This window comes from Sporosarcina saromensis (assembly GCF_033253735.1).
GTDB classification, from domain to species: Bacteria; Bacillota; Bacilli; order Bacillales_A; family Planococcaceae; genus Sporosarcina; species Sporosarcina saromensis.
The window spans coordinates 1-26,371 of the sequence record NZ_JAUBDI010000010.1 but is presented as its reverse complement, the minus strand read 5'-3'; the positions used below and the strand labels follow the sequence as shown (position 1 = coordinate 26,371).

General features: G+C 40.7%; 27 protein-coding genes. 23 read left to right on the top strand and 4 right to left on the bottom strand.

What is annotated here, in order from left to right; translation table 11 throughout:
- Nucleotides 1–15 precede the first annotated feature (15 nt).
- The 5 genes from QT711_RS11185 (at nucleotide 16) to QT711_RS11165 (ending at nucleotide 3,869) form a co-directional block, all read left to right on the top strand.
- A complete protein-coding gene (locus tag QT711_RS11185; RefSeq protein ID WP_317944284.1) occupies nucleotides 16–1,164 on the top strand; it encodes a hypothetical protein in 1,149 nt (382 codons plus the stop codon).
- A 309-nt stretch (nucleotides 1,165–1,473) separates the two neighbouring features.
- Nucleotides 1,474–1,695 carry a transcriptional regulator gene (locus QT711_RS11180; RefSeq protein WP_317944283.1) on the top strand — a complete coding sequence of 74 codons (222 nt, stop codon included), beginning with the start codon at nucleotides 1,474–1,476 and terminating at the stop codon, nucleotides 1,693–1,695.
- A 2-nt stretch (nucleotides 1,696–1,697) separates the two neighbouring features.
- A complete protein-coding gene (locus tag QT711_RS11175; protein ID WP_317944281.1) occupies nucleotides 1,698–2,045 on the top strand; it encodes a hypothetical protein in 348 nt (115 codons plus the stop codon).
- A gap of 383 nt (nucleotides 2,046–2,428) precedes the next feature.
- Nucleotides 2,429–3,370, top strand: a complete 942-nt coding sequence (locus QT711_RS11170) for a thymidylate synthase (RefSeq protein WP_317944280.1) — start codon at nucleotides 2,429–2,431, stop codon at nucleotides 3,368–3,370.
- A gap of 16 nt (nucleotides 3,371–3,386) precedes the next feature.
- The gene (locus QT711_RS11165; protein ID WP_317944278.1) at nucleotides 3,387–3,869 is read left to right on the top strand and encodes a dihydrofolate reductase; all 483 of its coding nucleotides are present in this window, start codon (nucleotides 3,387–3,389) and stop codon (nucleotides 3,867–3,869) included.
- Between the two features lie 79 nt (nucleotides 3,870–3,948).
- Here the strand turns inward: QT711_RS11165 and trhA are convergent, their stop codons facing one another.
- Nucleotides 3,949–4,584: a PAQR family membrane homeostasis protein TrhA gene (gene trhA / locus QT711_RS11160; protein WP_317944276.1), complete on the bottom strand. Its 636-nt coding sequence runs from the start codon at nucleotides 4,582–4,584 to the stop codon at nucleotides 3,949–3,951.
- 73 nt (nucleotides 4,585–4,657) lie between these two features.
- Between trhA and QT711_RS11155 the strand changes: the two genes are divergently transcribed.
- From QT711_RS11155 to QT711_RS11110, 10 genes are all read left to right on the top strand, one after another.
- Nucleotides 4,658–5,497 (top strand): DegV family protein, encoded by an 840-nt coding sequence (locus tag QT711_RS11155; RefSeq protein ID WP_317944274.1) that lies wholly within the window; start codon nucleotides 4,658–4,660, stop codon nucleotides 5,495–5,497.
- A 46-nt stretch (nucleotides 5,498–5,543) separates the two neighbouring features.
- A complete protein-coding gene (locus QT711_RS11150; protein WP_317944272.1) occupies nucleotides 5,544–6,356 on the top strand; it encodes a GDSL-type esterase/lipase family protein in 813 nt (270 codons plus the stop codon).
- Between the two features lie 12 nt (nucleotides 6,357–6,368).
- Nucleotides 6,369–6,944 carry a YpmS family protein gene (locus QT711_RS11145; RefSeq protein WP_317944270.1) on the top strand — a complete coding sequence of 192 codons (576 nt, stop codon included), beginning with the start codon at nucleotides 6,369–6,371 and terminating at the stop codon, nucleotides 6,942–6,944.
- Between the two features lie 12 nt (nucleotides 6,945–6,956).
- Complete coding sequence (gene msrA, locus QT711_RS11140) at nucleotides 6,957–7,487, top strand: peptide-methionine (S)-S-oxide reductase MsrA (protein WP_317944268.1); 531 nt, start codon at nucleotides 6,957–6,959, stop codon at nucleotides 7,485–7,487.
- A complete protein-coding gene (gene msrB / locus QT711_RS11135; RefSeq protein ID WP_317944266.1) occupies nucleotides 7,484–7,909 on the top strand; it encodes a peptide-methionine (R)-S-oxide reductase MsrB in 426 nt (141 codons plus the stop codon). Before msrA ends, msrB begins: the two co-directional genes overlap by 4 nt.
- Before the next feature lie 14 nt (nucleotides 7,910–7,923).
- On the top strand, nucleotides 7,924–8,145 hold the full coding sequence (locus tag QT711_RS11130) for a YozE family protein (protein WP_317944265.1): 222 nt from the start codon (nucleotides 7,924–7,926) through the stop codon (nucleotides 8,143–8,145).
- A 79-nt stretch (nucleotides 8,146–8,224) separates the two neighbouring features.
- The gene (gene deoD, locus QT711_RS11125; RefSeq protein ID WP_317944264.1) at nucleotides 8,225–8,926 is read left to right on the top strand and encodes a purine-nucleoside phosphorylase; all 702 of its coding nucleotides are present in this window, start codon (nucleotides 8,225–8,227) and stop codon (nucleotides 8,924–8,926) included.
- An 85-nt stretch (nucleotides 8,927–9,011) separates the two neighbouring features.
- Nucleotides 9,012–10,511 (top strand): lmo1851 family serine protease, encoded by a 1,500-nt coding sequence (locus QT711_RS11120; protein WP_317944508.1) that lies wholly within the window; start codon nucleotides 9,012–9,014, stop codon nucleotides 10,509–10,511.
- Nucleotides 10,512–10,572: 61 nt separating this feature from the next.
- On the top strand, nucleotides 10,573–11,487 hold the full coding sequence (locus QT711_RS11115) for a CobW family GTP-binding protein (protein ID WP_317944263.1): 915 nt from the start codon (nucleotides 10,573–10,575) through the stop codon (nucleotides 11,485–11,487).
- A gap of 177 nt (nucleotides 11,488–11,664) precedes the next feature.
- On the top strand, nucleotides 11,665–12,486 hold the full coding sequence (locus QT711_RS11110; RefSeq protein ID WP_317944262.1) for a CAP domain-containing protein: 822 nt from the start codon (nucleotides 11,665–11,667) through the stop codon (nucleotides 12,484–12,486).
- 731 nt (nucleotides 12,487–13,217) lie between these two features.
- Here the strand turns inward: QT711_RS11110 and QT711_RS11105 are convergent.
- Nucleotides 13,218–14,576 carry an MATE family efflux transporter gene (locus QT711_RS11105; RefSeq protein WP_317944261.1) on the bottom strand — a complete coding sequence of 453 codons (1,359 nt, stop codon included), beginning with the start codon at nucleotides 14,574–14,576 and terminating at the stop codon, nucleotides 13,218–13,220.
- Between the two features lie 153 nt (nucleotides 14,577–14,729).
- On the opposite strand from QT711_RS11105, the gene QT711_RS11100 reads away from it, so the two are divergent.
- The 6 genes from QT711_RS11100 to QT711_RS11075 all read left to right on the top strand — a co-directional run bounded on the left by QT711_RS11100 (nucleotide 14,730) and on the right by QT711_RS11075 (nucleotide 23,230).
- A complete protein-coding gene (locus tag QT711_RS11100; protein WP_317944260.1) occupies nucleotides 14,730–15,806 on the top strand; it encodes an undecaprenyldiphospho-muramoylpentapeptide beta-N-acetylglucosaminyltransferase in 1,077 nt (358 codons plus the stop codon).
- A gap of 199 nt (nucleotides 15,807–16,005) precedes the next feature.
- Nucleotides 16,006–18,816, top strand: a complete 2,811-nt coding sequence (locus QT711_RS11095; RefSeq protein ID WP_317944259.1) for a 2-oxoglutarate dehydrogenase E1 component — start codon at nucleotides 16,006–16,008, stop codon at nucleotides 18,814–18,816.
- 69 nt (nucleotides 18,817–18,885) lie between these two features.
- Nucleotides 18,886–20,121, top strand: coding sequence for a 2-oxoglutarate dehydrogenase complex dihydrolipoyllysine-residue succinyltransferase (gene odhB, locus QT711_RS11090; protein ID WP_317944257.1), 1,236 nt, complete (start codon nucleotides 18,886–18,888; stop codon nucleotides 20,119–20,121).
- 71 nt (nucleotides 20,122–20,192) lie between these two features.
- Nucleotides 20,193–20,390 (top strand): DUF6501 family protein, encoded by a 198-nt coding sequence (locus QT711_RS11085; protein WP_317944255.1) that lies wholly within the window; start codon nucleotides 20,193–20,195, stop codon nucleotides 20,388–20,390.
- A 64-nt stretch (nucleotides 20,391–20,454) separates the two neighbouring features.
- The gene (locus QT711_RS11080) at nucleotides 20,455–21,318 is read left to right on the top strand and encodes an ATP-binding protein (protein WP_317944253.1); all 864 of its coding nucleotides are present in this window, start codon (nucleotides 20,455–20,457) and stop codon (nucleotides 21,316–21,318) included.
- 13 nt (nucleotides 21,319–21,331) lie between these two features.
- Nucleotides 21,332–23,230, top strand: a complete 1,899-nt coding sequence (locus QT711_RS11075; RefSeq protein WP_450097601.1) for a vWA domain-containing protein — start codon at nucleotides 21,332–21,334, stop codon at nucleotides 23,228–23,230.
- A gap of 58 nt (nucleotides 23,231–23,288) precedes the next feature.
- Here the strand turns inward: QT711_RS11075 and QT711_RS11070 are convergent, their stop codons facing one another.
- Together QT711_RS11070 and QT711_RS11065 are read right to left on the bottom strand one after the other, a co-directional pair.
- Nucleotides 23,289–24,485, bottom strand: coding sequence for a toxic anion resistance protein (locus tag QT711_RS11070; protein WP_317944251.1), 1,197 nt, complete (start codon nucleotides 24,483–24,485; stop codon nucleotides 23,289–23,291).
- Entirely contained in the window at nucleotides 24,472–25,134 is a 663-nt protein-coding gene (locus QT711_RS11065; protein WP_317944250.1) for a 5-bromo-4-chloroindolyl phosphate hydrolysis family protein, read from the bottom strand. Before QT711_RS11065 ends, QT711_RS11070 begins: the two co-directional genes overlap by 14 nt.
- Nucleotides 25,135–25,334: 200 nt before the next feature.
- Between QT711_RS11065 and QT711_RS11060 the strand changes: the two genes are divergently transcribed.
- Together QT711_RS11060 and QT711_RS11055 are read left to right on the top strand one after the other, a co-directional pair.
- Nucleotides 25,335–25,652, top strand: a complete 318-nt coding sequence (locus QT711_RS11060; protein ID WP_317944248.1) for a DUF1033 family protein — start codon at nucleotides 25,335–25,337, stop codon at nucleotides 25,650–25,652.
- 174 nt (nucleotides 25,653–25,826) lie between these two features.
- Entirely contained in the window at nucleotides 25,827–26,027 is a 201-nt protein-coding gene (locus QT711_RS11055; RefSeq protein WP_184210741.1) for a cold-shock protein, read from the top strand.
- Nucleotides 26,028–26,371: the final 344 nt, after the last annotated feature.

Genomic DNA, 26,371 nt, shown 5'->3' with positions numbered 1-26,371 from the left:
AAAGGGGGCAAAATATTGGTAAATTCGACATTGGATTTTTTAGAAAAAGGAAAAATATTAGAGATACCGAATGATACAAAGTACTGGTTAGTAAGGGCTGATGGCGGGAAGTACTATAACGATTTTTTGTTGAATAATTTCATAGCAATATCAGATGACGAAATTACATTGGATGCGATTAGCAAATTCCCTCAATTTAATACTGGTGTTGGTCGGACAATTGAAGGATATAAAAATCTATATCAAGAGAAGTACGGAGATTGGAACAATCAACAGATAGCACATGCTGCGTCAAGGACTTTTAAATTCATTGATGAAATAAATGAAAACGATATAGTGGTTGTACCGTCGCAGAGATCAACTACTTTCATTGTGGGGATTGTAGTGGGGGAAACATATGAAAGTACAGGAACAGAAAGCAAAGTGCCAATTCATTATCATTCATGCCCATATTTAAAGAGAAGAAAGGTTCATTGGATAAAAGAGGTTCCTAGAGTAGCGATATCCGAAAAGATGTATTGGATTTTGTCTTCTCATCAATCTGTTCTATCGTTGGACGAGCACGCCGAGTATATTGATAAATTATTAGCTCCTATTTACATTAAAAATGGTTATTGTTATGGAGTGCTTAATGTAAATAAAAAGAAAGGTGTCACCTCATCGGAGTGGCTAAAGCTATACAACATTATCGAGGATGTAAAAGATGATTCTTCAAAGATAATTGTAAAATCTAATGTTCAAAGCCCTGGTTACATTGAGATTTTATCCGAACTTGCTAATTTACCGAAGATTGTGTCGATAATATTACTATTATCTGGAGGTCTTTTCGGCAAAATAAAAATTGGTGGAGTTGAGGTCCAAGGTGTAATTCCTTACTTTTTCGGAAATGGGAAATTGGAAAGAGAAAGAATGCGACTTGAAAATGAAAATATGAAGTTAGATAATGATTTGAAACGTATTGACGTGGAGAATAAAAAGAGAGAAAACGACTTAATAATAGATCTATCTCAGATAGAAGAAAAAGCAGAAAAAGAAAAAGCAGAGACAACAGCTCGCGAGTTATCGCAAGAACTAAAGATCTCTGCGTTTAGTGCCGGAACAACCCTTGGACACAAAACGAGAATAGATAACGAGGATTCTCAGGATGTGGCCGGACGCGAATAAATAGTAATGTTAACAATGCTAGTATACCATAAAACAAAGAGTTTATGCTAAATTCTAATACACTCGATAGGAGAACCAAAAATAAATAGGATAACGATAATATTAGTGAATAACCATATAATACTTGAAATATTCTGACCAATATAATCACTCCTTTGTTAATCATATTATATATTCTCATATTTGATGTATGTTAATCAACTACAATATTTATTAATATTAAAACAGCACTTGTTGACAGTGCTGTTTTCTTTCTCTTTACATACAAACATCCGTTCTCTATAATAAATTTAAAGGAGGGGAACGAGTGTGCGTAAAACATTGGAGAGGTCGGTAAGATTTGGTGGATTATTGGAAATGATGTACATAGTATCTAATGGATCAATCAGCAAACGTCGAATAAAAGTATTGCAAGTCGGTGAATCTTCATTCCGTGCCTATTGCTACTTACGAAAATCTAAACGGACATTCACCATCGACAACGTATTGGCACTTGTTCCTGTTATAGATAGAGAAAGCAGAGTGATTTAAACATGTTGATCCCCGGAGAAGCTCAACCGCATTTTGAAAATCTCATCTACATGCCTATGCTGTTGACGATATTATCCAAAGACCGTCAAATATTTGAAAAGGGTAGTTGTAAATTCAACGACCCATATATCAAGCTAGTCGATAAGGCACTAGAACGTGTGCAGGCTGATTTGAAAATATCATCTGATTATTTACGTGCTAACAAAATGAAACTAATTAAAGGTAAAACCGAAGAAACGGTTACTACATACACATTTATCTATCAAGGTTATGAAGACCAACGTCGGTACCTAAATGCACGGCTCAAAAATCGTACTGCAGAGTTAATGGAGTTATACCTATTATATTAAAAAGCGACCGTGCGAGGCAGTCGCTTAAATCGCTTTTCCGGTTAAAAAAGGTTAGAATATGTTTACAATAAAAAAGAGAGGGCTCATTATGCCCCCACTGAATGACAAATATCACGATAAATTCGGCTGTACCCCAACGGTACCCCATAAGTACCCCAAATTAATTCTTTACAATATACTTTAATACAAAAGTTCGTTTAGCAAAAACTTCATCAGAAGCTGAATACAGAGATGTTAAAGAGTTTAAAATACACAACAATGCGACTGACATTGTATTTTGGTCCAAAAACACACCGCCAAAATGGTTATCATAAAACCATATAGGCGGTGTTTTTTCATCGTTTTTGCTATACTGACATGTAAGCAGTAAGGAGGACATAAATATGAAACAATACTTGGAATTATGTACACACATTCTTGAAAATGGAACGGTTAAGGAAGATCGTACGGGTACAGGCACGATTAGTGTGTTTGGCTATCAAATGCGATTTGACTTGCAAAAAGGATTTCCATTAATGACGACAAAGAAAACAGCATTCCGTCTCATTGCAACGGAATTGTTATGGTTTTTAAAAGGGGATACAAATTTACGCACCCTTATTCAAGAAAGGAACCCGATTTGGGATGAATGGGGTTTTGAACGGTGGGTGACGAGTGAGGAATATACAGGTCCTGACATGACGGATTTCGGTAGACGGAGTGTTAAGGATGAACAATTTGCAGAAGTCTATGCACAAGAGATGGACGCTTATAAACGTCGTGTTGTGGAAGACGATGTTTTTGCGGAGAAGTATGGAAATCTTGGTCCGATATATGGGAAACAGTGGCGTTCATGGTCCACAGCTGACGGAAGTATCGATCAAATCAAACTGTTAATTGAAGGATTAAAAAATAATTCTGATTCCAGACGTCATATTGTGTCCGCGTGGAACCCATCAGAAGTAGCTGACATGGCATTGCCGCCATGTCACACAATGTTCCAGTTTTACGTAGCGGAAGGAAAGCTTTCTTGTCAACTTTACCAACGTAGTGCTGATGTATTTCTAGGTGTGCCGTTCAATATCGCGTCGTACGCGTTACTCGTTCACTTAATTGCTGAAGAATGCGGTTTGGAAGTAGGGGATTTCGTCCATACATTAGGGGATGCTCATATTTACTTGAATCATATGGAACAAGTGAAAGAGCAATTGTCCAGAGAACCGAGAGCATTGCCTACGTTGAAGTTGAATAAAGAAGGAAAATCCATTTTTGACATGACATTTGAAGATATAAGCATCGAGGGCTATGATCCTCACCCGAAAATAAAAGCGCCGATCGCGGTTTGACGAGGAGGAAAAACGGATGATCTCATTACTAGTAGCGCATGACGTCAATCGTGTCATTGGTGTCAATAATGAAATGCCTTGGCATATACCAGAAGAATTGGCCTATTTTAAAAAAGTCACAATGGGAAAAGCAATTGTGATGGGGCGGAAAACGTTTGAATCGATAGGACGTCCTTTGCCAGGTCGTTTAAATATTGTTTTGACAAGAAATGATGGCTATGCAGCAGATGGTGTGGAAGTTTTTCGTGAGTTAAACGAAGCGATTGAACGAGGAAAGCAGTATGCAGAAGAAGTTGTCATTATTGGTGGAGCGGAAATTTTCAACCTTGCGATGGACATTGCAGACCGTCTTTACATTACGGTAATCGAGCATGCGTATGAAGGGGACACGTTCTTCCCGAATTATGGGGATGAATGGAAACTTCAATCAACATCAGAGCAGCAAATGACGAAAGATGGCATCACGTACACGTATTTAGTGTATGAAAGAAGTGCATAAATCCCACTAGGCAAGTACTAGAAAAATGAACGAAATTCTTACTTGCAGCACATGAACTGTTGTACAAAAAACAGCGTCCTCATACATATAAGAGGACGCTGAAATACATGGCAGTACTGCCGGCAAGTACGAAAACATGCCAAATTGCATGGTTGTAAGGAATCTTTCTCCACGCGTAGAATACCGAGCCGAATGTGTATAGAACACCGCCTGCAACTAAGAGGATTAACCCTTCAGTTGGCAGATGCATGTAAAGTGGTTTAATGGCAAAGATGATTAGCCAGCCCATTACAATATAAAATAGTAGGGAAACGACCTCGTACTTGTGGATGAAAAACACTTTGAACAGGATGCCGATGATTGCAAGCCCCCATATAATTCCGAACAATGTCCATCCAAGTGCACCTTTGATTGTGACCAACAAAAACGGGGTATATGTACCTGCAATCAATAGATAAATTGCTGAGTGATCAAATATCGAAAACAATTTTTTCAGTTTGATTGGCATGCTATGTAGAAGTGTACTCATTAGAAACAGCAACAGCATGGACACACCGAATAATGTGAAACTGACGATCGCAATCGCGGTTCCATGTCGAATACCTGCTAACACTAAAAGAACGAGAGCGGGGATGCTTAATACAAAACCTATGCCGTGTGTAATGGCATTCCAAAGTTCTTCATTTTTTGTCTTATAGTCAAATGCTTCGGGCATCATCCATCCTCCTTCCAACCTATTAGTCTTAATTATAATGATTGTCGCCAAAATGAAAAGGGAAGTGCTATTCATGAAAAAAATCCATATTGTCACGGATTCAACAGCAGATTTGATTGAAAATTATATGGAGCAGTATTCCATCCATGTCGTTCCTTTAACGATTCATATTGATGGGCAGACGTATATGGACGGCATTGATATCCAACCGGAAACGTTCATTGAAAAAATGAACAACAGCAAAGAATTGCCTAAAAGTTCGCAACCTGCAACTGGCGTATTTAAAGAATTGTACGATAAGCTCGGTGCAGATGGAAGCGAAATCATTTCGATTCATATGACCGGTGGTATGAGCGGAACGGTCAAATCAGCAGAAGCCGCAGCGGCTATGACCGATGCAAAAGTAACGGTTATCGATTCGATGTATATTTCACATGCTTTGACTTTCCAAGTTGTAGAAGCTGCTCAAATGGCGAGTGAAGGCAAAAGTGTGCAGGAAATTGTCGAACGCTTGTCGGTTGTAAGACAAAATACGAAATTATACGTGGTCGTTGATATGCTCGATAACCTCGTAAAAGGTGGTCGCATTGGTAAAGGGAAAGCAATGATCGGTTCTTTGTTAAACATTAAGCCAATTGCCACATTACAAGACGGCGTCTATACACCCGTTGCAAAGGCACGCAGTCATAAACAAGTAGCAAGCCATTTATTTAAGGCATTTACAGAGGAAACGAAAGGCAAAATCGTCCGTTCTATTGGCCTTTCACATGCGAATGGCCTTGCAATGGCTGAACCACTACTGAAAAAAATTGAAGAGACTGGCTGGAAAGATGTGAAATTCTCGTTCACTTCACCAATCATTAGTACACATACTGGAGAAGGTGCGATTGGGTTCATGTATTACGCTGAATGATACACCAGTAAGAGAATTCACTAAATAAAAAAGGGGAATTGTGTTCATGAGAAGAGTTTTATTCTTACTCGTCTTCTCATTCGTTGTTGCAGGTTGTCAAGCAGAGGAACGAGTTGTCCATCCGTCTTTTTCGGAGCGTAACTCTCTAGCGCTCACTGACTTTTTCGTTCATGATTACTTTGTCCCTGAGAAGATCACTGTTATCGGATTAGGAGACTCTCTTACGCAAGGTGTAGGAGATGAGTATAAAAGAGATGGCTATTTTGGCCGTGTTACCCTTGCCATGCAAAATTGGAAAGGGGTAAGTGACTTGGACGCTTCCAACTTAGCGAAGAGAGGACGACGGAGTGATCAATTGATTGAACAACTTGAAGACCCGGAAATCCAAGATTCCATTAAGGAAGCTGATGTCATTTATTTGACAATTGGTGGGAATGATATTATGAAAGTGGTAAAAAAGCATCTCTTCAATTTACAAGCGGAACCCTTTTATAAGGAGCTGGGGAAATTTGAAAATCGTCTAGATGAGATTTTCAAAACGATCAGAGGGCTAAACGGTGATGTCGTAATTGTTGTTGCAGGTTTATACAATCCGTTGTCACTCGTGACAGATGAATCGAACGAATTCGATACGATTATCGAGGATTGGAATGAAGCAATTGAAATTCAGACAATCATGGACGGAAAAGCTTGTTTTGCACCTGTAAATGACCTGTTTGTTGGCAATGATAATATGGTGTACCATTCTGATTTCTTTCATCCTAATGCGAAAGGATATGAGTCAATGGCAAACCGCTTAATTGAAAAAATCGATGCATGTGGTTTGACAGAATTATCGGATGGGAAATTGGATATGTAGAGGTGACCGTTTGTGAATCGATGGAAAATTGCTTTTTTTACGTTGATCGGCCTGCTTTGTGCCGGTGTAATTGCGTTAATCTTGTTTTTAGATACGTCTGGGAAGTCAGAACCGCTTCCTACTGCTGATCGTTCTGCGAGTAAAGGAAGTGTGTTACTTGTAAAAGCTTCTCGAGATGATGTGGAAGTTCTTGCGAATAACTATTTGCGAAAAGCGATGAAAGGAAAGCCGCTTCCTGTCACGATTGAAGTGAAAGACGAACTGGTTCTTTATTCGGAGTTGACGGTTTTTGGTGTAACCGCTCCTATCTATATGAATTTTGATCCGGTTGTGTTAGAAGACGGTAACTTGATACTTAAACAATCATCTATGGAAATCGCGAATTTAAATATTCCACCCGCTACTGTACTAAAAGTATTACGCGATTCAATTGATTTGCCGGAATGGATGATTGTTCGTCCTAAAGAGGAAGAGATTTTCATCGACTTATCTGAACTTCCGGTATCCGGTAATTTACAAGTGCGAGCTAAAACGTTTAACCTTGCGGAAGATGAGATCGAGTTGGAAGTAACCATTCCTAACAATTAAGGAGGAAAATGCATGGCGATTCAACGAGCGACATTCGCAGGAGGATGTTTTTGGTGTATGGTGAAGCCGTTTGACCGGTATGATGGTGTGCTATCTGTTGTGTCCGGCTATACAGGTGGAGAAGTGCCAAATCCGTCTTACGAACAAGTATGTACGAATACGACAGGTCATCGTGAAGCAGTTCAAGTGACTTTCGATGACACAATCATAACTTACGAAGAGCTGCTAAACATCTTTTGGCGACAAATCGACCCAACGGATGCTGGTGGTCAGTTTTTTGACCGTGGAGAATCGTACCAAACCGCGATTTTCACGCATACCAATGAACAAGAGGTGCTTGCAAAAGCTTCAAAACAACAGTTACAAGATTCAGGAAAGTTCACGAAGTCCATTCAAACGGAGATCCTTCCTGCAAAACCGTTTTATGCAGCTGAAGAGGGGCATCAAAACTATTACATGAAAAATCCAAGTCACTATGAGCGTTATGCAATTGGTTCAGGAAGAGAGCGCTTTAAAAAAGAACATTGGGGTGATCAAGCATGAAAGATAAACTAAAAAAGACGTTAACACCCATGCAATACTATGTCACACAAGAAAATGGAACAGAGCCGCCTTACCAAAATGAATTTGACCAACATTTTGAGGAAGGGATATATGTTGATATCGTGTCTGGAAAACCATTGTTCAGTTCAAAAGACAAATTTGACGCTGGTTGTGGTTGGCCAAGTTTTTCAAAACCGATTGTTGAAACAGAAGTGACGGAACATTTTGATGCGAGCCATGGTATGCGTCGGACAGAAGTGAGAAGCAAAACAGCTGATTCTCATCTTGGACATGTTTTCCCTGATGGACCAGGGCCTGCAGGTCTTCGGTATTGCATTAATTCAGCAGCATTGCGCTTCATTCCGCTGAGCGAGCTCGACAAAGAAGGATACGAGGAATACAAAAGCTTATTTAATAAGTGAAGGGATGTGCTGTGATGGACCGATCTTTTTACCAGTTTGCTTTATCCTATCGAGGTGGAGGTAAAAACGAAGTCAATGCCATTTTTGCTGAGGCAATGTTTAACGACCTAAGTTTCCCTAAAGATGAGAAGCATTTTGATAGTCTTTCTCGATATGTAGAAGACAAAGCGGATCCAAATATGCCAAGTATTGTTTTCGACGAATTGTATGCGCATTATGAAGACCAGTTTCTTTAGATGTATTTACCATCTTCATTGCATAATAAGCTGATAAACTGTATGATTAGGACAGAAATTTGAAAGGTAGGCGTGATAATTGAGCATACATATTAATGCGAAAAAAGGCGATATTGCCGACACAATTCTATTACCAGGAGATCCATTACGAGCAAAGTATATTGCAGAAACATTTTTAGAGGACGTAACGCAATATAACGAAGTGCGAAATATGTTCGGTTATACAGGGACATATAAAGGGAAACGTATTTCTGTTCAAGGGACTGGAATGGGTGTACCATCCATTTCCATCTACATTAACGAACTAATGCAAGAATTCGATGTACAGAAATTAATTCGAGTTGGTACTTGTGGCGCGATCCAAAAAGACGTTAAAGTAAGAGACGTGATTTTGGCACAAAGCGCGACAACAAACTCGCCGATTAACCGTACATTCTTTAACGGTGTCGATTATGCACCAACAGCTAACTTTGATTTGTTACTGAAAGCGTACAATGCAGGTGTTGAAAAAGGTTTACACTTACAAGTCGGAAACGTATTTACAGAAGACTTCTTCTATAACGAGCACGCTGAGCATGAAAAATTAGCTCAATACGGAGTGCTTGCTGTTGAAATGGAGACAGCTGCCTTGTATACATTAGCTGCGAAATATGGCAGACAAGCTTTGGCTGTCTTGACAGTAAGTGATCATATTCTTACAGGTGAAGTAACGACTTCTGAAGAGCGCCAAACAACTTTCAATGACATGATTGTCGTTGCATTGGACGCTGCAATTCAATAAGAGTGCACCTTAGGACCGCTCGCAACATGAAAAGCGGTCTTTTTTTGAATAAACTCACATAATGAGGAAGAAAGTTGGGAATGGGATGGACGAAAAAGAGAACAACAGGCCTCAAGAAGAACAAGCAAACTATGAACCGCCTGCTAAACGTTATATTCAGTTAAAACCGTTCTCCTTAGTAATGCTCATATTCGGACTTGTCCTTGCGACTGCAGGTGTAACGTTTTTTGCATTAACAACTGGCGACGATAAAGTAGTAGAAGTAGTCAGCCCGCAAAATCCGTCCACTGACCGCAAAGAATTTAAGAAGCTGTATGATGCGTACGATGAATTGAAATCGAATTATTACAATGACATTAATGAAACCGCCGTCATTGACGGGGCCATTAATGGAATGATCGAAGCATTAGGAGATCCGTTTTCAGACTACTTGAATGAACAAGAGGCAAAACAGTTGAATGAAAGCATTTCATCGAGTTTCGAAGGAATTGGTGCGGAAATCCGAGAATTGAACGGATATATTAGTGTCGTTTCACCTATCAAGAACTCCCCAGCTGAACGTGCGGGACTCTTACCGAATGATTTAATCGTAGCGGTGGATGGAGAAAGCATTCAAGGGATGTCCTCTTCAGAAGCAGTGTTATTAATTCGCGGTGAAAAAGGAACAACTGTCACATTATCCGTGAGAAGAGGAGAAATGGCTGAACCTTTTGATGTGAAAATTGAAAGAGATGTCATTCCGATTGAAACCGTATACGCTGAAATGTTAGCAGATAAGATCGCGCACATTCGCATTACAAGTTTTTCTGAACATACGTATGAAGAGCTAGAAGCTGCTTTGGATGAAATGGAAGCGCAAGGGATGGAAGGTCTAATTATGGACGTCAGACAAAATCCTGGCGGCAGGTTGGATACGGCCATTGACATTTCAGACCTCTTTGTAGAAGAAGGGAAAAATCTCTTCCAATATGAAGGAAAAGGAAACAAACCAGAAGTTTACGTCGCCTCAGGCGGTAGAAAAGTGACCGTTCCTGTTACGCTCGTCATTGACGACGGCAGTGCGTCGGCTTCAGAAATACTTGCTGGAGCGTTGAAAGAGTCTGCAAACGTTAAGCTGATCGGGATGAAAACATATGGCAAAGGGACTGTCCAAACGCCGAAAGACTTGCCAGATGGGTCGAACTTGAAGCTTACAACTGCGAAATGGTTAACACCTGACGGTAACTGGATCCACGAAAAAGGAATTGCGCCGGATATCGAAGTGCAATACCCTTCCTATGCAATGTTACCTTTCCTTGATCCTACGATGGAGATGAAGGAAGGGACCGTCTCACCAGCTGTGAAAACTGCTGAGGAAATGTTGGATGCAGTTGGATATGATACAGGTGAAATCGACGGCTTGTATGACGAACAGACAACCGAAGCTGTAAAGGCACTTCAAGAAAAGCTATCGATCGAAAAAAACGGTATTTTAGCTGGTGAAACAACTTACGGTCTCATGAATGCTTTACGAGATAAAATCCGGAATGAAGATCCACAATTGCTAAAAGCGAAAGAAGTCGTAATGGAAATGCTTCAAAACTGATAAAAAGCGTCCAATCCTTTTGGTTGGGCGCTTTTCCAATAGAAATTAGGGAGGTATTCAAATGACAGATGTCTATTTGTTAAGTGGTTTTCTAGGAAGTGGTAAAACATCATTGCTCGTGAACTTGATACAGCATATTAGAGAACAAGGGCTGAAACCAGCCGTTCTCATGAATGAATTTGGTGCCATTTCCATTGATTCGGACACGGTAGGAGATTCAAAGGATGTGCCACTTAAAGAATTGTTGAATGGGTGCATCTGCTGTACGGGATCTGAGAAAACGGAGGCACAGTTACAAGGCCTTTTAGAAGAATATGAGGTTGACGTCATCCTTATTGAAACGACGGGTGCTGCTCATCCTGTTGAAGCGCTGGATGCCGTCTATTCCCCACTATTTGCGGACCGCTTGGATGTGAAAGGCATTGTAACGGTTGCGGATGCCAAACGATGGATTGAGCGTCATACCATGTCTCCGCAGATCCGTGCGTTATTCATGGAACAGATTAAACATGCACATCTGCTTGTCTTGAATAAAACGGATTTATTGACAGAAAGCCAATTAGCTACCGTATCGATGGAACTCGCTAATTTCAATGAAAATGCACCGATCATCCAAACAAGTAATGCACAAGTTTCGTTTGCTTATATAGAAGAAACGCTACAAAAGTTGCAACACTTACCGACAAAACCGATCATTTCAGGTAAAAATTTGCCGTTGTCTTCTAAATTGATTGTTTTAGAGAAACCTGTACAAAAAGAACATTTTGAGCAATGGGTCAAAGCATTGCCGGATACTGTCTACCGTATGAAAGGATATGTCCCCGTTGAAGGCGCAAGTCATCCGTTTTTATTCCAATATGCTTACGGAATGGTCAACTGGCTTCCTGAGTATGTAAAAATGGATCCTTCACTTGTTGTAATTGGTGAAGGCATCAAGGACCTTGAATATGTATATCCTTCTAGCAAACAATCTTAATATGTCAACCCTACTTGAGATGAAATAATAAACTAGCACTCCTTAATTATCCAAAAACGCCTTTGCGAAACTACTTAAACAAAGGGAAACTTAAATTCTTTGGTTATGCTGGATAATCTTGTCGATTCTCAACTTCAACTTTGCGATATGATAGTTTGCGAAGGGAGGAGTTAAGAGATGAAAAAATCGATGGCTGTCATCTTACTCGGTTCGGCGCTCTTGCTGCCGAACAACAATAGTGTAGAAGCATCAACTCAATTAAACGATGCAAAGGTTCAAAAAACAATAGAGGACGTACAATATTATGTATATGAGGGGAAATTCAATTCTCTCAACGAAGTAAACAACTACTTTACTTCCTATCTTGATAAACTGAAAGAACAATTTGGTGAAAATATATTTGTAAACGTAGAAAAACCGGTTAAGCCTGAACAACAAAAACCAGTTACTCCAAACAAACCGGGTAACGAACAAAAACCTGAAACACCAAACAAGCCGGTAGTGCCACAAAAACCGGTTACACCAAATAAACCGGTGGAGAAACCATCTACACCACCGACACAACAACCAAGCAAGCCAGCACCACAACAACCATCAACAAACCCAGGTCAAAACGCATCCATTTCTGCTATTGAGCAAGCTGTTTTGAACTTGACGAATGCTGAAAGACAAAAAGCGGGACTTCAACCATTGCAAATCGATGCGAAACTAATGAATTCTGCTCGTCAAAAATCAACAGATATGGCGAAAAACAATTATTTCTCTCATACAAGTCCAACTTACGGTTCTCCGTTCGATCAAATGAAAGCTAACGGTATCTCTTACCGTGCTGCAGCTGAAAACATTGCAATGGGCCAACGTAGTGCAGAAGAAGTTGTCAAAGCTTGGATGGATTCACCTGGACACAGACAAAATATCCTAACACCAAGTTTCACACATATCGGTATCGGATATGATGCAAATGGCCACTACTGGACACAACAATTCATCCAGAAGTAAGCTTCACAGTATTAGGAAGTAGTATCTTAACAATAAAAAACGCATGAAACCAGTTTACCATCTGGTCCATGCGTTTTTTCTAAGCAAATTTTTATTGGTTGGAAATGATTTTCATGCATTCAACAATTAAGGCATATGGATAAGGGGGCTTGAAAAACGTTTTCTAGAAAGTGAAGTGACAATACGTTTGTTTGAATAAACACTTATTAACAAGTAGACTTCTTCGAAACCGTTGACTTGCGTTTCGGCACACGCTTTCCGCGGGGCAAGGACATCCTTGCTCACAACGCTCGTCTTTTGTACACAAAAGCCGTTCTGCGTGACGGCTTTAGCTGCAGGGTCTCACCAATCGTGTTATCCCCCGCAGGACATTGAAAAGGCTCCCCCGAATACTCACCTCACGAAGGAAATGCGTAGCATTTTCGAGGATCGGCGCATGAACTCCAGCTAACTATTTTGTGACGACAACTTATTTGCCTCTCACTGTAGAAAACGCTCATCAGGATTGGAGCAGAAGGCGGCGACTCCAGCGGGAACAGCGCGAGCTGAAGACCCTGGACTGAGCGAAGCGAGGGAAGCGGCTGAAGCCGTGCCCGCGGAACGCGTCCGCCTGGAGCGGAAATCCGCTGTTTATCGAGAGTACAAGGGAAATTATATACTCTTATATCCCGTAAATTTGTTAATCAACATACCTGAAGTGACAATTGATAATCGATTTTGCTAGTATGACATCAAGCTGTTTCTTTGAGTTCATGTCTCTTTTGAATCACACGTAAACGTAAGCTTAACGTAATCGCACCAATTGTCAATCCAACGATAAGGCCAACCCAATATCCAAATGGACCAAGTTCCGTATACATAGCTGTGAAATAACCGACTGGAAGCCCAATGCCCCAGAAAGAGATAATCGCCATTATGAACGTCATATTCACATCTTTATACCCTCGAAGTGATCCTTGTATAGGTGCTTGAATCGCATCAGACAATTGGAAAAACGCAGCAAACACAAAGAAATGAACGGCTAGTTCGATGATCGTCTGATCTGTCGTATACAACGATGCAATGGGTTGTCTAAAGACTAATAAAATGACGATTGAAATGAAACTAAATAGAACTGCTAGACCGACTGCAAGAAAACTATATTGTTTAGCCGTCTTCATTTTTCGTGCACCGACTGCTTGACCAACTAAAATTGTTGCACCCATCGAGATGCTGAGCGGTATCATATAGAGGAGAGACGTAAAATTCAAAGCGATTTGGTGTGCTGAGATTGTTTCTGTCGTATAGCCGCTCATTAGCAATGTAACGACAGAGAAAATGCTGATTTCGACAAATATTGAAAGGCCGATTGGAACACCGATTTTTATAATTTCGAGGCATTTTGCAAAGGAAACACGTTGCCAACCTTTAAATAACTGATACGATTGAAAAGGTTTGCGTTTCCAAGCAATTAAGGCTGCAATACTTAACACAATCCAGTAGGTGATACCGGAAGCATATCCAGCACCTGCTCCACCCAATTCAGGGAAGCCGAAATTCCCAAAGATGAGTAAATAATTGAGCGCAATGTTGATAGGTGCAGAAAGTAAAATGATAAACATTGACACTCGTGTTGCGCCGAGTGCATCAAAGAACGAACGCAACACAGTGTAGGCGAAGAGTGGAATTAATCCAATACTCATCCCTTGTAAATAATGACCCGCAACTACTTTTACCGGGGCTTCTAACGGCATGTTTTGGATTGCAGGAATAATGGCAACCAATACAAGTGTGAACACTACTATAGAGAGGACGAGGGAAACGTATAGTCCTTGTTGGACAGATGGTCGCGTTTCGTGTTTTTTACCTGCACCAATATAGTGTGCAATCATTGGGGTTAAGCCCATAAGAATGCCAGATAAGCCAGTGTATACAGGCACCCAAAAAGAGGAGCCGATCGTTACACCTGCTAAATCTTCGGTGTTGTATCTTCCAGTCATGAGAATATCAAAAAACGTCATCATGTATAAGGCTACTTGCGTAATAAGAATGGGTATGACGATTTTTGCAAATGTTGTGGACTTTGCTTTTAGTGATGTAACTTCTTCCATAGCACGAACTCCTAACTTTATTGACCGTTGACAGTAAGAAACATAAATTTTGATCGAAATAAATCAATCAACATTGTACCATGATTTCTCTGCTATAATAGCAAAGAAGCATTTTAGATATGCTTATATTCAATTGAAGAGGTGAATGGCCAGATGAAACGGCCGGTTATAGTACTAACAGGCGGCGGAACTGCAGGGCATGTTTCCGTCAATGAAGCGCTTATTCCAGAATTTTTGGAGAAGGGCTATGAAATTCATTATATTGGTTCCCATGATGGAATTGAAAAAGAGTTAATTGAAGGTAGACATAAGGAAGTTACGTATCATGCGATACAAAGTGGTAAACTTCGCCGTTATTTTTCCATGAAAAACTTTACGGATCCTGTACGTGTTGGAGCAGGCGCCCTACAAGCGTTCGCGATTCTGCGAAAATTAAAGCCTGAAATCGTCTTTTCAAAAGGTGGTTTTGTATCAGTCCCAGTCGTGCTAGCAGCTAAACTGGCGAAAGTTCCGGTAGTTGTACATGAGTCAGATGTGACACCTGGATTGGCAAACAAGCTCGCTCTTCCATTTTCAAATCATATTTTCACGGTTTTTGAACAGACGTTGGAGTATGTACCAGCCGGAAAAGCGACGTGCACAGGTGCTGTCATCCGTCCAGAAATTTTTACAGGAGATAGAAATGAAGGTCTACGCATTGCAAGATTGTCTGGTACGAAACCTGTCGTTATTGTGATGGGGGGAAGTCAAGGTTCAGCAATCTTGAATGAGGCAGTCAGAAAAGATTTGGATGAACTCCTGGAGATGTTTGAAATCATCCACCTTTGCGGTAAAGGAAATATTGACGAGACATTGGAGCATTTGACAGGCTACACACAATTTGAATATGTAACAGAAGGATTGCCGCATTTGTTGGCAGCTGCTGACTTTGCCGTATCGCGTGCGGGTTCAAATGCGATATTTGAATTGCTTTCCTTATTGAAACCAATGCTACTCATTCCATTGTCTGCCGCAAAAAGTAGGGGAGATCAACTAGTGAATGCATCACTCTTCCAGTCTCTCGGTATTGCAAATGTCGTGAAGGAAGAGGAACTTGAGCGTGAACGGCTAGTAGTTTGTTTGGAGAAACTTCTACAAAATCAGCAACAATTACATACAAAAATGGTCAAAGTTGCAAATACGAAATCTCCTGCGAAAATGGCTGAATTAATCCTAACGTACAAAAATTAGCTGGAAGAGACATTTTGCCGTAATAAAATTGTCGATAAACTGTTGCATTCAAATGCAATGAGGTGTATCGTTGTTGTCGGCGCAAAAGTCAATAAAATAGTTCTAAACCCTTTTAGTTAGACTGTTTGCGTGGTACTATGGATACGGATAAAAAATATAAACACAACAGGCCAATAGGCAAATGTGGAGGTCATTTTACATGTCGAACAATGTTGGTGCCCAACGTTCCCCTTATTCGGTTTTCAAAGGTCCGAACCTCGGGTATGTAATGGAAATGTATGAACTGTTCAAAACTTCACCAGAATCAGTAGATCCAGAGCTTGCAGAAATGTTCAGAAGCTACGGAGCACCTTCTGTGGATGGTGTTGAGCAGGCAACAACAGCAGCTGCCGTCCCAACGGGCGATTTCGGAAAGATTTTAGCTGCGTATACGTTAATTGATGCGATTCGTGCATATGGTCATCTTGCAGCGGATATTTATCCACTCAATGATCGTCCTAAAGACTCGACACGACTCGAGCTCTCTTACTACGGGTTAACAGAAAACGATTTGCAGACAATGCCGGCCTCCTTATTTATGAAAAATGCTCCATCTACTGTAGAAACCGGGTTGGATGCAGTGAATTATTTGAAATCATTGTACACTGGCAAAATCGCTTATGAATTTGCACATGTCATTGATGAAGAAGAACGCAATTGGATTCAAGGTAAAATTGAAAATGGGGAAATCTCAGTTAGTCTTTCAGCTGAAAATAAAAAAGAACTATTACACCGATTGACAAAAGTTGAAGGGTTTGAGAAATTCATACACCGCACTTTTGTCGGGGCGAAACGTTTCTCCATTGAAGGTTTGGATTCACTTGTTCTCCTTTTAGATGAACTTGTCCGTAAATCAGAAGCGGAAAAAATGAAGAAACTATTAATTGGTATGGCTCACCGTGGTCGATTAAATGTATTAACCCACATTTTGAACAAACCTTACGAAATGATGTTCGCGGAGTTCGCTGGTGTTCCTTCATCTCCGTTTCTTCCTGAAGACGGCTCACTTGTCACGACGCGTGGCTGGTTCGGAGACGTGAAATACCATATGGGCGGTTTGTACAAAGGACCATCGGGGATGGAACGTTTCTTAGCGTACAATCCATCACATTTGGAAGTTGTCAATCCGGTCGTAGCAGGTCAAACACGCGCTGCACAGGAAACAACTGACCACGAAGGGATTCCTGTACAGGATACAAATGCAGCATACGCAATTATGATTCACGGAGATGCCGCTTTCCCTGGACAAGGAATTGTACCGGAAACGTTTAACTATAGTCGAGTGCGTGGTTACCGTACGGGCGGATCCATCCACGTTATCGCGAACAATACAATTGGCTTTACAACCGAATATTACGATTCAAGATCAACACATTATTCATCAGATCCTGCAAAAGGTTTTGAAGTACCGATCATGCATGTGAACGCAGACAGTCCTGAATCAGTGATTGCAGCTGCGGCATTCGCTTTTGAATACCGTCAAAAATTCGGTAAGGATATTTTAATAGACTTAGTTGGATATAGAAGATACGGACATAACGAAATGGATGAACCACTCGTTACGAACCCAATGATGTATCACTTAATTCATAAACACCCTACGGCAAGACAACTGTATGGCGAGGAACTTGTGAATGCGAATATTCTCAGCAAAGAAGAAGTTGAAAAAATGGATTCTGATGTATTCGCAGTTATGCAATCCGCTTATGATCGCGTAAAAGAACATTCTTCTGATGCAAAACGTAGCTCGAATGCGACACCGGAAATCGTCTTGAACGGTTATCCAAGAGACCTTGAAACAGGCGTGTCTGAAGAGCAGTTAACGCGTATGAATGAAGAATTGCTTACGTATCCGGAAAACTTTACAGTGTTCAGCAAATTGAACCGTATTTTGAAACGCCGTGAGGAACCATTTAAAGGTAAAGGTAAAGTGGATTGGGCACATGCAGAACAGTTAGCATTCGGTTCAATTTTGCAAGATGGAAAACCTATCCGATTAACTGGGCAAGATGTCCAACGTGGTACATTTGCACATCGTCATCTTGTGTTGCATGATGAAAAGACTGGTGAAGAATACGTTCCTTTGCATCATATTAGTGGATCGAATGCATCGTTCGTAGCATACAATAGCCCATTAACAGAATTTGCTGTTGTCGGTTATGAGTTTGGGTATAACTTAGAGAAAGACCAAGCGTTGTCCATTTGGGAAGCACAATATGGAGATTTTGCGAATATGGCTCAAGCGATGTTTGACCAATTCATTTCGGCAAGTCACTCAAAATGGGGACAACAATCAGGAATGGTTATGTTGTTACCACATGCGTACGAAGGGCAAGGCCCAGAACACTCCAGTGCACGTCTTGAAAGATATTTACAGCTTTGTGCTGAAAATAACTGGACAGTTGCCAACCTATCAAGTGCGGCAAACTATTTCCACATTTTACGTAGACAGGCGAAAATGCTTGGTACGGAAGTGGAACGTCCACTTGTTATCGTTTCACCAAAATCATTGTTGCGTCATCCTTTAGTAGGAGCAGATGTCAGTGATTTGTCAGACGGCCATTTCCAAACTGTTCTTGAACAACCTGGAACAGGTCAAAAACCTGAAAAAGTGAAAAAGATCCTCTTCGCAAGTGGTAAAATGGCAATTGACCTCGCTGAGAAGGTGAAAGATGGAGAAGGGTTCGATCACTTACACATCGTTCGTGTTGAACAACTGTATCCATTCCCTTCCGATAAGATTGCTGAAATTCTTGCTCGTTATCCGAAAGCGAAGGAACTTGTATGGGTACAGGAAGAACCGAAAAACATGGGTTCTTGGTCATTTGCTTATTCATATTTACGTGAACTTGCAGACGGCAAAGACATTTCTTATGTTGGCCGTATTCATCGAGCGAGCCCTTCAGAAGGAAACGGGGAAGACCATAAAGTCGAACAACAGCGCATTATTGATGAAGCTTTAAAAAAATAAGTCAATATCCTACATGAAATTGCAATGTTAGTTACCGTTTAAACGGTTAGAACAGAGGAGGAATTTATTGTGGCAGAGATTAGAGTACCTGAACTTGCAGAATCGATTACAGAAGGAACAATTGCAAAATGGTTGAAACAACCAGGTGAAAGCGTAGAAAAAGGTGAATTCATCGTTGAATTGGAAACAGATAAAGTAAACGTTGAAGTCATTTCTGAAGAAGCAGGCGTCATCCAAGAACTACTTGCTGGCGAAGGCGATACGGTTGAAGTCGGTCAAGTAATTGCGGTAGTTGGAGAAGGTGCAGGTGCCCCTGCAGCTCAACCAGCTGCGTCTGCACCAAAAACGGAAGAAGCACCTGCCGCTACACCTGAAGCAGCGCCAGCGCAACCAGCAGAAGATGCATCATCTACTGATCGTACGATTGCAAGCCCTGCAGCTCGCAAACTAGCGCGTGAAAAAGGAATCGATTTGGCTGCTGTATCTACCGTGGATCCAATGGGTCGTGTACGCGTGCAAGATGTTGAAGCACACGGAACAGCTCCTAAAGCTCCTGCTGCACAAGCAGCGCCAGCTCCAAAAGCGGCTGCACCAGCAGTTGAAGACGGACGCGAAACACGCGAAAAGATGACACGTCGTCGTCAAACGATTGCGAAACGTCTATTGGAAGTGAAGCAATCTACAGCAATGTTGACGACTTTCAACGAAGTAGATATGACTGCAGTCATGGAACTACGTTCTCGCAAGAAAGATGAGTTTTTCGACAAAAATGATGTGCGCCTTGGCTTCATGTCATTCTTTACGAAAGCTGTCGTTGCAGCATTGAAAAAATACCCATACGTCAACTCTGAAATCGATGGCGATGAAATCATCCTGAAGCATTATTTTGACGTAGGAATTGCTGTGTCAACTGAAGGTGGTCTTGTTGTACCAATCGTTCGTGATGCGGACCGTAAAAACTTCGCAGAAATCGAGGCGAACATCGGTGAACTTGCAGCGAAAGCACGCGACAATAAATTAACGCTTGCGGACATGAGCGGTGGTTCATTCACGATTACAAATGGTGGGGTATTTGGATCACTCCTTTCTACACCAATCCTTAATGGTACGCAAGTAGGTATTCTCGGTATGCATACTATCCAAAAGCGTCCAATCGCTGTTGGCGATAAAGTTGAAATTCGTCCGATGATGTACATTGCATTATCATACGATCACCGTGTAATTGACGGAAAAGATTCTGTTGGTTTCTTGAAAATGGTGAAAGAATTAATTGAAAACCCTGAAGACCTTCTTCTCGGTTCGTAATAAAGACAGCTTAACGAGGACCCGATCTATTCGGGTCTTTTTTCAAATGAACGCAAAGGAGAGTGTATGAAATGACTTTTACAGAATGGACAACTGCTCCGACAATTCGTACAGTAGTTTGTAAACATGCTGATGCAGAGAAATACGTGGTGACGAATGTATTAACGCCTGGCAAAGAATACGAAGTGAAAAATGAAACGGATGAATTCTTCTTTATCGTAGACAATACAGGTAAAGTCGGCGGCTATTATAAAACCTATTTTGAATAAAATGTTACCCAATGTCGCTTCGCTCGGCATTGGGCTTTTTACGAATGAAAAGGATTGATTAAGAATGAATAAACTTGTGCTTGATACCCAAAAACGTCGTGTAAATCGGCAATATACGCAAAATGATCACACATTGATCCAACAAGGTGGTTACATTTCTCCAATTCCTTCATTATGGGAAGATATTCTAATTGGAGTCGTGTTGCAAAAACCGATTCTATTAAAAGGTCCTTCCGGTTCGGGGAAAACTAAACTTGCACAAAGTATTTCAGCCTATTTTCAGCAACCGATGCAAAGCATTAATTGCTCTGTCGATTTAGATGCCGAGTCGATGTTAGGGTTTAAGACAATTATTGCGAAAGAAGGAAATACGCATATTGAATTTGTTGAAGGTCCCGTCGTCCAGGCAATGAAAAATGGACATATTTTGTATATCGATGAAATTAATATGGCGAAGCCGGAAACACTTCCGATCCTCCATAGTGTGCTAGACCATCGGAGAATGTTGACAAATCCATTTACCGGTGAAGTGATCCATGCACATGAAGACTTTACGGTCATTGCAGCAATCAATGAAGGGTATGTCGGTACTTCACCTATGAACGAAGCTTTGAAAAACAGATTTGTCACGTTCTCCATCCCTTACTTAACGGGCGATCAACTCGAAAAGGTCATGACAGCATTGTATCCATCTTCGACTCCGCAAATGGTTGAGACATTTCTTCACATTCACGAAGACCTAAAGAAACAAGTGTTAAACGGGCTGTTGTCCGAGGAAGCTGCCTCCGTCAGAAGTTTGTTGGATGCCCTTGCATTAGCGGAACATATGCCTCTTGAGCGGGCCATCACATACGCGATTGCTGAAAAATTGGAAGATAAAATAGAGCGTGATTTAGTCATGGAGCTAGTCGTTACATGGGTGAAATGAGGCGAGCCAATTGGTGAAATTGAATCGATTCATTCAATTCAATGACGAATCTGTCGACGTCAACAAACTCCTATTATACGAACGGGTAGGCATGGCGCTAGCAGACGCTCCGTATATAAAATTGACGGAGCGGAAGTTAGTGGAGTTTCAACCTAAAGAGGGGATCATTTCACTGAGCGTTTTTTGGAGGCATCGAAATGAAGTCGTGACTCATGCGGGTAGATTGTCTGATGTCTATTTACTAACAGCAGGTTTTTGGAAGTGCTTTTCTGTGAATGATTGGTTGCAGTTTCGCCAAAACTATGAGTCGCATCCATTAAAGAAACTTGCTGAACAAATGCTCTTGTTATTTGAAGAATTTAGATTAATCGACAAGATCGAAAGGAGTCGTCCCGGGACGAAGAGAGCATTTTCAATTCGACGAGACGTCATGCTGGATTATCATCACGATCAATTAACAGCAAATCGGCAGCAAGGATTTCTTGCGGATGCCTTTCTGAATTACCTCTTTCAAACAATACATGCAGGTTCACTTTCGCTCCAACCGTTAAGCTGGTCATTTCCAATGGAACAAGTTCAAATGCTCGCAATGCAAGCAACGGATGCGAGAAACACTTATGATATGGTTCAACTCGTACATCGCATCATGTTCATCGTGGAAGGTCATATTGAAAAAGATCTCATTCGTCAATATTATGCGGTAGGCGAAGCAATTACCGAACAGAATGACGTTTTTCATTACCATGACGGAATGCGGGACGCACAACTAGGAGATGAAGAAACGAAAGACACCATTGAAGAGCTGTTTCGGACGTGGCACCGTGAAAGTGAACGGGAAACAGGTGTTCACTTGCAGTATGAGTTGGAACATGGTCGAGCTGGAAAAGGGAATGGGACAGACGCAGTGGAAGGAAATGACGATGCCGAAATACATGAAATCGGCTCTGGTACATCGACAGGGAACGAAAAGGAATCCCAAGCGAAACCTATGAAAGAAGAGGTTCTAAGCCAGAGACCGTCGGATTTTAAAAAGGCAGGTCACGATTTTGGTAAAGAGCATCTTCATGTCATTTATAAAGAACATGTATTGGAAGCGAAAACCGATTCAGTGACAATTGAAAAGCTGTTAAAGTGGCGAGAACAACAGAAACCTTTTGTACGCTCATTTATAGAAGAGATGAAAAAGCGGATTGAACAAAAGGAAGAGTACAAACGAACAAAATTGAGTAAGGGAAGGCTTTCAGCTGATCTATTGACAATGGTTGTAGATGAAAGACCGAAACCGTTCTATCGGAAGAATAAACCTTCTGAGCGATTGGATGCAGTTTTTGGTTTACTCGTGGACGGGTCAGCTTCGATGATGGATAAATTGGATGAAACAAAAAAAGCCGTTTTATTGTTTCATGATGTATTACGGCAACTTGCTGTACAGCATGAAATTTCCTCTTACTATGAAGATGCAAACCATGCATCCAAAGAAATGCAACCAAATGTATTTGACATTTTGCATTCATTTGAAAAGACGACAAGAGATGACGGTGCAACCATCCTCTCTCTAGAGGCGAACGAAGATAACCGTGATGGTTTTGCAATCAGATGGATGATGAAGCGCTTACTCAATCAAAATGAAAAACATAAATTTCTACTTGTTTTTTCAGACGGTGAACCTTCAGCATTTGGCTATGATCGGAATGGAATAATGGATACACGTGCAGCAGTGATGGAAGCAGAGAAAAATGGCGTATCGGTCATTCATTTGTTTTTAGCGACAGATGAGCCGACGGAAGAACAACGTGCTTTGTTTGCAATGATGTTTGGCAATAAGTCAGCAGCATCCACATCAGTGGAAGAGTTTTCTGATCAGACGCTACGAATTTTGCGGAAATTGTTATCGATCGTTATTAGTCAATGATATACCTTCATGAAAAAAGCAACTTACCTATAGGCTAGGTGAGTTGCTTTTTGCGAATTCAGGAAGGGCGAGGGGTTTGCGTTTTCTCGTGAACCGCTAACAATCGCTGTTTTAACTCCTCTTCCATACGGGCTATTTCCACTTCAGCAGCTTTTCGTTTTGCACGCCCATCCGCTTGAATGACAAGCGTTTCTTCAATCGTTTGGATAAGATTTTCTTGTGTTTTCTTCAATGTATCAATTTCAATAATTCCACGTTCGTTTTCCTTCGCAGTCTCAATTGAATTGACCTTCAGCATTTCGGAGTTTTTCAAAAGAAGGTCATTTGTCGTTTTTGTCACTAATCGCTGTGACTCAACTGCTTTCCGTTGACGATTTAACGTAAGCGCAATCGCAATCTGGTTTTTCCATAATGGAATGGATGTCATGATGGATGATTGAATTTTCTCTGCTAACGTCTGGTTTGTCTGTTGAATCATCCGTATTTGCGGAGCACTTTGAATTGTAATCTGGCGTGATAGCTGAAGATCATACAACCTTTTTTCCAGTCGATCAAGGAATTGGCCCATATCATTCACTTCTTGAAAGGCCATTTGGTCATTTGAAAGTTCAGCTTTCCGTTGCATTTCAGGAATAATGACATTAGCAATCTCATCTCGCTTCAATTCAGCTGCTGCGATGTATACATTCAATGCTTGGAAGTACGTTTTGTTTTGCTCATACAAACTGTCTAGCATTTGAACATCTTCGAGTAAACCGCGTTTTGAATGTTCAAGTTGAACGCCAATTCGATCGATTTGTGTGCTGAGCTTTTGGTATTTCGTCATCATTTCTTGAATGGAACGAGTTGCTTTTTTAAATAAACGACTAAGACCTGATTTCTTCTTTTCGGACAAATCTTCAGGGTCAATTTCAGATAGTTTTCCCATTAAATCACTTAACACGTCACCGACAGGACCGATATCTTTGCTTTGGACATGATCAAGCATTTTATGTGAGAAGCGTGATAATTCATTTTGGGCATTTGCTCCATAGGTGATAATCGCTTCATAGTTTCCAACTGGAATTTGTTCCGCTAATTGCTTCGCTTTATCCTGTTCTTCCGGCGTTAAACGATCCAGTAGTTTAACAGCGACACCGTTATTTTGTTGTTCAGTTTGCATCTCTTTTGGTAGTAAGGTGTCATCCATTGTAAAAGGATTATCTAATAGGTCATCCATTGTTTTCACATTGTTCGTCGAATTATTTTCTGTCATTGCGGAAATCCCCTTTCATATCGAGCAACGGTTTGTTGTTTTTCATCGTTACATCTACATAATCGAGCTCAAGTTGAAGCTGTTCGATGTCTGTAGCTAAAGCCCCTCTTAAATCTTGTTCAAGTTGCTTGTTTACATCAGTAAGTGTTTCCCTTGTATGTTGCAGGGCAATCCTGATTTCTTGATCTTTTAATGGTTGATTGACAAGCATAGCGTATTTTGACGTCAACTCGACCGCAGAATCCAAGTGCGAATAGAAAAATTTTTCTACGTGGTAAAATTTCGCAGGATTTTTGCGTACAATGGTAAGAATCCTTCTAGCCAAGTTGTTCATTTCATACACTTGTTTAAACGCTTGTACAGATCGCACTTGGCCATATAGGCTGTTCAATTGTTTTATTTTTCCTTTTGCTTCAGTAATTTGATGTTGAATATGCTTATATTCGGATCTAGACATGCCGAGTTGTTTTACATTTGAAGAAAGTTGGACTTGTTTTATTGTGAAATTACCTCCTAGATAGATGGCAATCATTAGGCCTGTTGCAGCAAATGGGTTGATGCCTGCAGCAAAAATCATCGTGAACCAACTTGCTGCGCTGACGGGCGCAATGATAAAGTGTCTGAGGAAAAATTGTTTAACTTCTTGCATCGAATGCAGGCCTCCTTCAAGTCTCTTTACTTTATTACGTTTTAATGGCCGAAAAGTTTCAGTCTATACGTTCAAGTATAACGTATTTGAAGGGGAAATACATTCTATTGGACACACGAAACCATTTACTTGGAACTGGAGAAAGGATTTGTTAAAATAAATCCACTCACGGTCTTTATGGATAGGAGGAGCTATCAACTATGTATGAAGTGATTTATATGAAAGCAGACTATGAACCGTGGTGGTTGTTTGAAGATTGGAAGGAAAAAATTCAAACACGAAAAGTTTTTACTTGTAAAGCGGAAGCAAAACAATATATGGATACAGTTACAATGCAATTTTCTGGACAATTTGACCATCATGAAGTGCGTAAAGAATGTTTCTTTGCATTTTGGTCTGATGAAGAAAAAGTCTATTGTGAAGGTTGTGATGATGAGTTGCAAATTTTTCACGGCATTATCTCTTTTGTCGATGGGGAGCCTGCTCCAATTATTCTGAAGAATAATTCGAATATTTGATATTGTTATATTGACAATTAAATTGGGTATGGTATAGTAACAGTAACAATATCAGTTTTACCGAAACAGACGGATTCACGTATTACAAAAGGTGATCGGCGTTGTCGGTGCCTTTTGTAATATGTGAATTTTTTTCATGTATTAGAAAGTACAATTATTTGGAGGTAGTCACACATGAAACAAGGTACTGTAAAATGGTTCAACTCTGAAAAAGGCTTCGGATTCATCGAAGTTGAAGGAGAAGACGATGTATTCGTACACTTCTCTGCTATTCAGGGAGACGGATTTAAAACTTTGGATGAAGGTCAACACGTTGAGTTCGAAGTTGTAGAAGGCAACCGTGGTCTTCAAGCTGCTAACGTAGTGAAACAATAATTCGTCAAATAAAAGAGGCACCTTTTACGAGGTAGCCTCTTTTTTACTTGTGATTTTTTTAGAAGAAGTGGGCGCGCCTTTTATGGTTTTGATACGGATGACAAGGTCGATGTCACTTTGTATTCTTCTCCGTTCGTCATGGTCATGACGGATTCCCGTTTAACTTCCCCAAAACCTTTAGCGAAATATTTACGATTCACCGCATCATCAGATGTCGATTCAATTGTTTATGGCACACTAGAAATGTAGAAAACGGCAGCTAATTTATGTATAAAAAAAAGGCCACTTGCCAACATCTGAAAAAATACTTACACTCCTGTTGGGCATTAAGTTCACAGGAGGTA

Excerpts from the sequence above, each read along its gene's own strand:
- QT711_RS11060 (WP_317944248.1), top strand. The coding sequence starts at position 25,335 with ATGTATGAAGTGATTTATATGAAAGCAGACTATGAACCGTGGTGGTTG.
- QT711_RS11065 (WP_317944250.1), bottom strand. The coding sequence starts at position 25,134 with ATGCAAGAAGTTAAACAATTTTTCCTCAGACACTTTATCATTGCGCCC.
- QT711_RS11165 (WP_317944278.1), top strand. The coding sequence starts at position 3,387 with ATGATCTCATTACTAGTAGCGCATGACGTCAATCGTGTCATTGGTGTC.
- QT711_RS11070 (WP_317944251.1), bottom strand. The coding sequence starts at position 24,485 with ATGACAGAAAATAATTCGACGAACAATGTGAAAACAATGGATGACCTA.
- QT711_RS11110 (WP_317944262.1), top strand. The coding sequence starts at position 11,665 with ATGAAAAAATCGATGGCTGTCATCTTACTCGGTTCGGCGCTCTTGCTG.
- QT711_RS11085 (WP_317944255.1), top strand. The coding sequence starts at position 20,193 with ATGACTTTTACAGAATGGACAACTGCTCCGACAATTCGTACAGTAGTT.
- trhA (WP_317944276.1), bottom strand. The coding sequence starts at position 4,584 with ATGCCCGAAGCATTTGACTATAAGACAAAAAATGAAGAACTTTGGAAT.
- QT711_RS11080 (WP_317944253.1), top strand. The coding sequence starts at position 20,455 with ATGAATAAACTTGTGCTTGATACCCAAAAACGTCGTGTAAATCGGCAA.
- msrA (WP_317944268.1), top strand. The coding sequence starts at position 6,957 with ATGGCGATTCAACGAGCGACATTCGCAGGAGGATGTTTTTGGTGTATG.
- QT711_RS11170 (WP_317944280.1), top strand. The coding sequence starts at position 2,429 with ATGAAACAATACTTGGAATTATGTACACACATTCTTGAAAATGGAACG.
- QT711_RS11175 (WP_317944281.1), top strand. The coding sequence starts at position 1,698 with ATGTTGATCCCCGGAGAAGCTCAACCGCATTTTGAAAATCTCATCTAC.
- QT711_RS11055 (WP_184210741.1), top strand. The coding sequence starts at position 25,827 with ATGAAACAAGGTACTGTAAAATGGTTCAACTCTGAAAAAGGCTTCGGA.
- QT711_RS11095 (WP_317944259.1), top strand. The coding sequence starts at position 16,006 with ATGTCGAACAATGTTGGTGCCCAACGTTCCCCTTATTCGGTTTTCAAA.
- QT711_RS11155 (WP_317944274.1), top strand. The coding sequence starts at position 4,658 with ATGAAAAAAATCCATATTGTCACGGATTCAACAGCAGATTTGATTGAA.
- QT711_RS11100 (WP_317944260.1), top strand. The coding sequence starts at position 14,730 with ATGAAACGGCCGGTTATAGTACTAACAGGCGGCGGAACTGCAGGGCAT.
- QT711_RS11115 (WP_317944263.1), top strand. The coding sequence starts at position 10,573 with ATGACAGATGTCTATTTGTTAAGTGGTTTTCTAGGAAGTGGTAAAACA.
- QT711_RS11120 (WP_317944508.1), top strand. The coding sequence starts at position 9,012 with ATGGACGAAAAAGAGAACAACAGGCCTCAAGAAGAACAAGCAAACTAT.
- msrB (WP_317944266.1), top strand. The coding sequence starts at position 7,484 with ATGAAAGATAAACTAAAAAAGACGTTAACACCCATGCAATACTATGTC.
- QT711_RS11105 (WP_317944261.1), bottom strand. The coding sequence starts at position 14,576 with ATGGAAGAAGTTACATCACTAAAAGCAAAGTCCACAACATTTGCAAAA.
- QT711_RS11150 (WP_317944272.1), top strand. The coding sequence starts at position 5,544 with ATGAGAAGAGTTTTATTCTTACTCGTCTTCTCATTCGTTGTTGCAGGT.
- QT711_RS11130 (WP_317944265.1), top strand. The coding sequence starts at position 7,924 with ATGGACCGATCTTTTTACCAGTTTGCTTTATCCTATCGAGGTGGAGGT.